Origin of the sequence: Nitrosomonas halophila (genome assembly GCF_900107165.1) — a bacterium.
GTDB lineage: Bacteria > Pseudomonadota > Gammaproteobacteria > Burkholderiales > Nitrosomonadaceae > Nitrosomonas > Nitrosomonas halophila.
Map to the genome: position 1 here is coordinate 1 of NZ_FNOY01000092.1, position 8772 is coordinate 8772.

Here is an 8772-nt window from a genome sequence, read left to right on the forward strand (position 1 = left end):
ATGGGTATTTTTCGCGACAGCAGTGGCAATATCAGCCGCGCTCGCATGAACCAGGCATCGAACAGCAGCCGGACATGCTTGTTCATCATCACGGGCGCCAGACTGCGCACCAACGCCAGCGCGATAGTCAGTTTGTTGCGATTGCCAGTGGCAGGGACAGAACGAGACACGATTGGTAACACGTATTTCCTGCCCGCACTGCCCAATACACTGACGCCTAACGTGACCCAGCATTGTGCCAGCAGAAACTGCGGTCGGTTGCGCTTTCTGGCGTGATCGTGCCGAATGGTACTGCCCGGTGCCTTCTCGGATTGGCGTGGAATTAATGTGTCGTCGATGACCATATTGAGCGTTTCCATTGGCAAGGCATCGATGACCATCTCGAATAAGGCGCGCGCCAGTCGTAGCGTTCGAACACTGCCGCGTTCCATAAGTCTGTAGTAAGCAGTCCAGTGACAGCCTCTGGTAATAGCGCTGATTGCGCGTGTTACCCAGCCTTCCGGAGAAATCAGGCAACCACACAGTAATTCGACGAAAGTGGCGCGAGAACGCATGGGTACAGCGGTGAGTAAATGAGTAATCCAGCCTGACAGGAAAAGCCGAACAGTTTGAGCATAGGACATCGGGCACCAAATGAGGAGTTAAAACTCCTTCATTGGTCGACGCCCTGCAGTCGCGAAAAACCCGCGCCTGCAGGGCGTCGACCGCGCGAATTTTTCCTTCTGTCAAGTGATTTTTGCTCATTTTCGAATATTTTTTACGTCTCGTATCGCTGCTTCGATTCTGCCCTAAGGGCCGATTTCTCTGGTGCTGAATGTCTAAACTTGAGTTATAATGAAAAATCCGGGATAAACGTACAAGGGGGCTTTGATGCCACCACGGAAATTCTTGATACGCGGCATCGCGATTCTACTGGTTGTCATTTCCGGCACCACTTCGGCTGAAGAGAATACCGTTCTGACGCTCGAGGCCGCGTTAGCCCAAGCGCAGCAAAACAATCCCAGCCTGGCTCGGATCAAGTCTGCCGCACAAGCCCTGGCGGCCATTCCATCCCAAGTCGGCTCTCTGCCCGATCCTATCATCGGTTTCAATGTCATGAGTTTGCCGGTCGATCATTTCGATACTCGAAAAGAACCTATGGCGCAAATCGGCTTTGGTATTTCACAGGCCATTCCCTTCCCAGGCAAACTGGCCTTGCGCGAACAAGCGGCAGCCCATGAAGCACAGGCCGCTGCCTACAGCGAGGCGGAATGGCGCCTGAGCTTGCTGAGTGACGTCAAAACTGTCTGGTGGCAACTATTTTATTTGGACCGCTTGCTTGAGATCACCGATAACAATCTGATGCTCTTGCAGCAATTGGTCGATGTTGCCGGCACAAAATATGAAGTCGGCGATGGTCTGCAGCAGGATGTTTTGCTGGCACAACTCGAGTTGTCGAAACTGCTGGATCGCAAAATCAAGATCAACGGCCTGCGCGGCAATGCCGCGGCCAGCCTGAATGCCCTATTGGACCGGCCAAGCAACGATGCCGTGCAGTTGCCCACAAAGATGCCCTTGCAATTGCCCGACATTTCTGACGATCAAGTGCTTTATCAATTGGCCGAAACCCACCGGCCCTTACTGGCAAGCGAACGGGAAAAGATCAACGCTGCAAAGTCCAAACTGGATTTGGCCAAAAAAGAGATTTTGCCGGATTTTAATGTTAGCGTGGCTTACGGTGCCCGCAGCAATATGCCCGACGGCAGCAGGAGATCGGATCTGCTCAGTCTTGGCATCAGCATCAATGTGCCGATATTTTACCGGCAAAAGCAAGCCCAGGGCGTCAGCCAGTCGACAAGCGAGCTGATGCGCGAACAATACGCCCTGCGGGATCAATGGAACGACATCCGCAAACAAATATCGCAAACCAGCAACGACTACCGGCGTGCCAAGGAACAAGTGCTATTGTATGAAACCGGCATCATTCCGCAGGCCCAGCAAACAGTCGCATCGATGCTGGCCGGTTATCAAGTCAATAAAGTCGACTTTCTGAATCTGATACGCAGCCAGATTACTGTCTACGACTACGAAGCGCAATATTGGCAGTCCTTCATCGAAGCCAACCAGGCCCTGGCGCAGCTTGTCGCCGCGACTGGCCAGGCAGGCATTTATGAATAAGCGGTTATGGGTTACTGGTCTGTTGATGCTGGTTTTAGGTGCCGGCTTGGGCTATTGGCTAACTGGCAATCTTGAAGGCTTGTTCCTCAAGGGGCATGGCCCTGACCATATCAAGGCCCCACCTGACGATAAAGCACCGGGGCCCGGACAACCCTTGTTTTACCGGCATCCGATGAATCCGGCGATCACCTCCCCAGTGCCGGCCAAGGACTCAATGGGGATGGACTATGTTCCGGTATACGCGGATGACCAAACCGCCACAGAACCCGGCACGGTCAGGATCGATCCGGTCACGGTACAAAACATCGGCGTGCGAACCGCAAAGGTCGCGCGGACCACACTTACCCGAAACGTGCGCGCGGTCGGCCGGGTCGATTATGACGAAGAGCGCATCGTTCGGTTGCATCCCAAAACAGCCGGTTGGATCGAAGCGCTGCATGTCGATAAAACCGGCCAGTGGGTCAGAAAAGATACCGATTTATTGAGTATTTATTCACCGCAATTGGTCGCCGCTCAGCAGGAATATGTTCTAGCCCTGCAAAACCAAGAAATTCTGTCGAATAGCCCATTCGAAAGCATCCGCCGGGGTGCGGACGAACTCCTGTCGAGTTCCCGGAAACGTTTGCAATTGCTCGATGTCCCGGATCATCAACTGCACGAATTGACTGACAAACAACGCATCATCAAGAGTCTGCATATCCATGCGCCGACCGACGGCATCGTGATTCAAATCGATGCCCGCGAAGGTCAGTATGTCACACCGGACACCGAAATCTTCACGCTGGCCGATGTCGGCAAAGTCTGGGTGTACGCGGATGTGTTTGAATACGAACTGCCTTGGGTCAGGCCCGGCGATCCGGCCGAAATCCGTTTGATCGGCGTTCCGGGACGGGTTTTCTCAAGCCAGGTCGAATTCATTTATCCCTATGCCGAAAGGCAAACCCGCACCAACCGGATCCGCATGGTACTCGATAATACCGAAGGTTTATTGAAGCCTGACATGTTCGCCGACGTGACGATCTTGACGCAAAAACAACTCGAAGCGCTGACCGTGCCCACTGAAGCGATCATCCGTTCCGGTACACGCAACCAAGTGTTCGTGGTCAGGGCACCTGGCAAGTTCGAGCCCCGGCCAGTTCAATTAGGCCTGGATTCGGAAGGCCGGGTAGCGATCCTGGCCGGCCTCGACGAAGGCGAGGAAATTGTCACTTCGGCCCAATTTCTGATCGACTCCGAATCGAAACTGCGCGAAGCAACCGCGAAAATGCTGGACACGCCGATGCATCACGATATGGGAAAGCATCACCTTGATTAAAGCCATCATCGACAGTTCGTTGCAAAACCGCTTTCTGGTTTTATTGGCAGCGGTGCTGCTGGCTGTGACCGGATTTTGGTCGTTCAAGACCATCCCACTGGATGCCATACCCGATCTATCCGACGTGCAAGTGATCGTGTTCACCGAATATCCGGGACAAGCGCCGCAAGTCGTCGAATCCCAAGTTACCTATCCGCTGACCACGGCGATGCTGGCCGTGCCGAAGGCCAAAGTCGTCCGAGGCAGTTCCGATTTCGGGTTATCGATCATCTATGTCATTTTCGAGGACAGCACCGATATTTATTGGGCCCGTTCGCGCGTCCTGGAATATTTGAATTACATCCGCGAGCGCTTGCCGGCAGGTGTCAATCCCTCATTGGGGCCGGATGCGACCGGGGTCGGCTGGGTCTATCAATATGCCTTGGTGGATAAAACCGGGCGGCACGATCTGGCCGGGCTGCGCTCGATTCAGGACTGGTATTTGCGTTATCCGCTGCAAACCGTGCCAGGTGTTGCCGAAGTTGCATCGGTCGGCGGCTTCGTCAAACAATATCAGATCGAGATCGATCCGAATGCGCTGGCCGCCTATGGCATTTCGTTGGCGCAAGTTAAACAGGCCGTCAAACGCAGCAATAACGACATCGGCGGCCGCTTGCTGGAAATGGCTGAAACCGAATACATGGTGCGCGCAGCGGGCTATATTCGCTCATTGGAAGACATCAAAATCATACCGCTCGGCGTCGATAATAACGGCACGCCGATCCGCATACAGGACGTGGCACACGTGCAAATCGGCCCCGAGTTGCGCCGGGGCATCGCCGAGCTGAACGGCGAAGGGGAAGTCGTCGGCGGCATCGTGATCATGCGTTTCGGTGAAAACGCCCTGGCCACGATTCTCGGCGTGCGGGAAAAACTGGAAGAACTCAAGCAAAGCCTGCCCGAAGGAGTCGAGATCGTACCGGTTTACGACAGAGGTGATTTGATCGAACGTGCGATCGACACTTTATATCAGGCACTGTCCGAGGAACTCATCATCGTCTGCGTGCTGGTCGGCTTATTTTTGCTGCATCTGCGCTCGTCGCTGGTGATCGTGATCACCCTGCCGTTGGCTGTGCTCATGGCCTTCATCGTCATGAAGTTGCAAGGCATCAACGCCAATATCATGTCGCTGGGCGGTATCGCGATCATAATAGGCGACATGGTCGACGGCGGCATCGTGATGATCGAGAACGCCCACAAACATCTGGCCGAAGCCACCAAAAAAAAACAGGCCGAACTAACGCGACAAGAGCGCTGGCAGGCTATTGCCACGGCATCGAAAGAAGTTGGACCAGCAATGTTTTTTTCATTATTAGTCATCACCGTGTCATTTCTACCCATTTTCGTACTGCAGGCGCAGGAAGGGCGCATGTTCAGCCCGCTTGCTTTTACCGCAACCTACGCGATGGCAGCTGCCGCACTATTGACAGTCACGGTCGTGCCGGTCTTGATGGGCTATTGTATCCGTGGCAAAATCATTCCGGAACACAAGAATCCAGCTAACCGTTTTCTGCATTTCATTCACTCGCCGGTCTTGAAACTGGCGATGCGCAATCGTGGCGTCAGCTTGCTAATCACGTTGCTGCTGCTGGCCAGCACGCTGTACCCGCTGTCCCGGCTTGGCAGCGAATTCATGCCACCGCTGGATGAAGGTGATATTTTGTACATGCCGACAGCGTTTCCGGGCATTTCGATCACCAAAGCCAAGGAACTGCTACAACAAACCGATAAAATCTTGAAAACCTTTCCCGAGGTGCATCATGTGTTCGGTAAAATCGGGCGCGCCGAAACCGCGACCGATATGGCCCCGCTGTCAATGATCGAAACGATCGTCCATCTGAAGCCCCGAACGGAATGGCCCGACCCCGGCAAACCCCAGCAAAAACTCGTCGCCGAAATGGACCGGGCGATTCGCTTTCCCGGCATGGCCAACGCCTGGACCATGCCGATCAGAAATCGTATCGACATGTTGTCGACCGGCATCAAAACCCCGGTCGGTATCAAAGTGTCCGGTCCCGACCTGACCGTTTTACAGGTCATCACCGAACGCATCGAACAAGAATTGAAAAATCTGCCGGATACCCTATCGGCAATGGGCGACCGCGCGGTCGGCGGCTATTACCTGGATTTCACCATCGACCGCGGCGAAGCGGCGCGATACGGCTTGACTGTCGGTGATATACAGGATGTCATACAAAGCGCGATCGGCGGCGAGAACATCACGCAAACGGTGGAGGGCCTGGAACGCTATCCGGTCAATCTGCGGTATCCGCGCGAATTGCGCGACGACCAGGAAAACCTCAAGCGCGTACTGATACCGACACCCCAAGGCGCGCAAATCCCGCTAGCCCAGGTTGCCACCATTGAACTGAATCGCGGACCGCCCAGCATCAAAAGCGAAGATGCTCGGCCCAACACCTGGATCTATGTCGACATCAAAACGTCCGACATTGGCGGTTATGTCGAACAAGCCAAAAAGATGCTAGCGCAACGGGTCGAGATACCCCAAGGTTACACCATTAGCTGGTCGGGCCAGTTCGAGTATATGGAAAGGGCCGCGGAACGGATGCGTATCGTGATTCCGCTCACGCTGTCGCTGATTCTGTTGCTGCTGTATTTTACTTTCAGGAATTTTGTCGAACCGGTCATCGTGATGTTGACAATCCCTTTCGGCCTGATCGGCGGCATCTGGATGGTCTATTGGTATGGCTTCAATCTGTCGGTGGCCGTCTATGTCGGTTTTATCGCGCTGGCCGGCACTGCGGCTCAAACCGGAGTGATGGTATTGAGGTTCATCGATATCGAAATAGCCAGACTACGCAAACAAAAACAGGCACCATTGACGGCTCTGGAAATCAGGGAAGCTGTCGAATCGGCCACGGCCCTACGCGTACGCCCGGTCGCAATTACCGCTTTCACGACAATGCTGAGCTTGATTCCGTTCATATTGGCGACTGGCGCCGGCGCCGATGTGACGCAACGCATCGTCGTGCCAACATTGGGCGGCATGCTGACGGTGCTAATACTCACACTACTGGCATTTCCAGTGCTTTATAGCCTGGTGTTGCAATTCTTGGAATGGCGCAAACAAACATATACATAAGGGCTCGTTAATGAATAACTTCGTGACTCCACACCAAACATCCCCAATTTTTCAACAAGTTAAAATTTTCAACTGGAATCGGTTTGCACTCGGATTTTTTCTGTCGATAATTGTTTTACGCTTGCCGACTGGATCGGGTTTGATGTTCAAAGCCTGGTAGAGTTGTTGATGCAGTGCTTCAGGTCGCGTTGTGGTGCGCAGCAGAATCGTTGTGTTCGCATCGGTTGGCAGCATCAGGGTAACGCGCTGCTGGGTGGCCATGATATTGCGGATACTCTCCCAGCTCAGATGGATCCCCTTTTCCTTCACGGCTCCTAAGCTAATCTCTTGCAATCTTATATTCTAAATCGGATATTCATGGATATTTTTTCAGCCTGGATTACAGAAATATTTCCTTGCTAATTAAAAATACAAGTTTTAATATTCAAGGATGATAAAACGCAATATCTACCAAATAGTCATACAAGCTTTGAAACGGCAAGCCGCTGTAGCCCTTATCGGGCCGCGTCAGGTTGGTAAGACCACATTGGCGCTTGATGTCGCCGAAGAAAGGGACGCCGTTTATCTTGACCTTGAATCTATGGCTGATCGAGAAAAACTTAGCAATGCCAGTCTATTTCTCACTCATAACGAAGACAAGCTGGTTATTCTCGATGAAATTCACCGGATGCCGGAAATCTTCCAGACCTTGCGCGGTTTGATTGATCAAGGTAGACGAAAAGGTTTGAAGACTGGTAGGTTTCTTATTTTAGGTTCAGCTTCCATTGATTTACTTCGCCAGTCTGGAGAAACACTGGCTGGACGGATTGAATACATCGACATGGAGCCGTTAAATGTGCTGGAAACGGGCTCTAAAAACAACCCTGACTCCTCAAAGCTTTGGGTGCGGGGCGGTTTTCCCGATAGCTATCTTGCAGACAGTGATGAGGACAGTTATGCCTATCGGCGCAATTTTATCCGCACCTATTTAGAACGGGATGTACCGCAATTTGGGCCGCGTATCCCAGCAGAAACACTTGAACGCCTTTGGATCATGCTGGCTCATAGTCAAGGACAATGCCTGAATGCATCCAAACTGGCTGGTAGCCTGTCCACTTCGGCCCCCACCGTTAGTAATTACATAGACTTGCTGGCCGATCTGCTGCTGGTAAGGCGCTTACAGCCGTTTCATGCCAATACAAAAAAACGTTTGGTCAAAGCTCCTCGTATTTATGTGCGCGATAGCGGTATCACGCATGCTTTACTGGGGCTTTCGGATTATAACCAGCTCTCCGGTCATCCGGTATTCGGGGCAAGCTGGGAAGGATTTGTGATAGAAAACCTGCTATCCGCTGCGCCCCCTCAAACAAAAGCCAGTTTCTATCGTACTTCCGCCGGTGCGGAAATCGATTTAATACTGGAATTACCCGGCAGCAAAATATGGGCGCTCGAAATTAAGAGCGGCCTTACCCCAAAGTTGACAAAAGGCTTTCATAATGCACTTGAAGACATACAGCCCAATCGCAGCTTTGTCGTGTATTCGGGGAAAGATCGTTACCCGGTGACGGAAGAAACGGAGGTCATTAGTTTATATGAGTTGGCGAAGGAGTTAGGGGAATAATGCAGATATCCTCTTTTGTAAACAGCATTCCTGGCAATGATTTTGGGTGCTTCTTCGATTGTGCTTTTTTAAAGTCCAACTACAAACGAAATTCAGAAAGAACTTTTGATGCGTAATCACCAACGACAGAAGTAAAAAGTACAAGGACCTCTACTTTTGTTTTGTCAACAGCCGTAGCGCTAACACAGCCGTAGCGCTAACAAGATCGTCAAAAGAAACTTCAATAAAACGATTTTTTCTAGGATTTAATAATATTCCTGTTGTCCATTCAAGTGGACCTTTTTCAATAGAAGCCATATAACTAAGCAGCCAATACATTAGAATTTGCCGATAATCAGCCGAGCCAAAGTTTCTATTGCCACATTTAACCTCAATCAGCTTATCGCCCATAGAAAAATCTCCGTTTCCCGAACTAATCCATTGGAAACCGAAAATCTCAGAAACGGAATTTTTCCGGGCATGCAGTTTTTTGTCGCCCATATTGCCATTTTGGCAATAAATTTCTTCAGGCGAATAAAAACCCGCACCAGTACAAGCAGGTTCATGACCAGGAAGATG

Annotated in this window: 5 protein-coding genes and 2 pseudogenes; 4 read left to right on the forward strand and 3 right to left on the reverse strand. The window is 51.8% G+C overall.

All coding sequences use genetic code 11. The features are described from left to right. A partial coding sequence (locus BLV85_RS15540) for an IS701 family transposase (RefSeq protein ID WP_218132854.1) occupies positions 1-554 on the reverse strand: 554 nt, incomplete at its 3' end. Between the two features lie 316 nt (positions 555-870). Between BLV85_RS15540 and BLV85_RS13590 the strand changes: the two genes are divergently transcribed. From BLV85_RS13590 to BLV85_RS13600, 3 genes are read left to right on the forward strand one after another with little or no spacing between them, the layout of a single operon-like run. Continuing rightward, on the forward strand, positions 871-2157 hold the full coding sequence (locus BLV85_RS13590; protein ID WP_090415778.1) for a TolC family protein: 1287 nt from the start codon (positions 871-873) through the stop codon (positions 2155-2157). Continuing rightward, entirely contained in the window at positions 2150-3472 is a 1323-nt protein-coding gene (locus BLV85_RS13595; RefSeq protein ID WP_090415779.1) for an efflux RND transporter periplasmic adaptor subunit, read from the forward strand. The genes BLV85_RS13590 and BLV85_RS13595 overlap by 8 nt, the downstream gene beginning before the upstream one ends. After that, on the forward strand, positions 3465-6614 hold the full coding sequence (locus BLV85_RS13600; RefSeq protein WP_090415780.1) for an efflux RND transporter permease subunit: 3150 nt from the start codon (positions 3465-3467) through the stop codon (positions 6612-6614). The genes BLV85_RS13595 and BLV85_RS13600 overlap by 8 nt, the downstream gene beginning before the upstream one ends. A 51-nt stretch (positions 6615-6665) precedes the next feature. Here BLV85_RS13600 and BLV85_RS13605 read toward each other — a convergent pair. After that, positions 6666-6923, reverse strand: a pseudogene (locus BLV85_RS13605) (hypothetical protein); the annotation flags it as partial. A 160-nt stretch (positions 6924-7083) separates the two neighbouring features. Here BLV85_RS13605 and BLV85_RS13610 point away from each other — a divergent pair. Beyond that, a complete protein-coding gene (locus BLV85_RS13610; protein WP_245725231.1) occupies positions 7084-8214 on the forward strand; it encodes an ATP-binding protein in 1131 nt (376 codons plus the stop codon). 150 nt (positions 8215-8364) lie between these two features. On the opposite strand, the pseudogene BLV85_RS15345 reads toward BLV85_RS13610, so the two are convergent. Further along, positions 8365-8772 (reverse strand): annotated as a pseudogene (locus tag BLV85_RS15345) (hypothetical protein); the annotation flags it as partial.

Coding starts and splice junctions, on each gene's coding strand:
- BLV85_RS13590 (WP_090415778.1), top strand. CDS start 871: ATGCCACCACGGAAATTCTTGATACGCGGCATCGCGATTCTACTGGTT.
- BLV85_RS13595 (WP_090415779.1), top strand. CDS start 2,150: ATGAATAAGCGGTTATGGGTTACTGGTCTGTTGATGCTGGTTTTAGGT.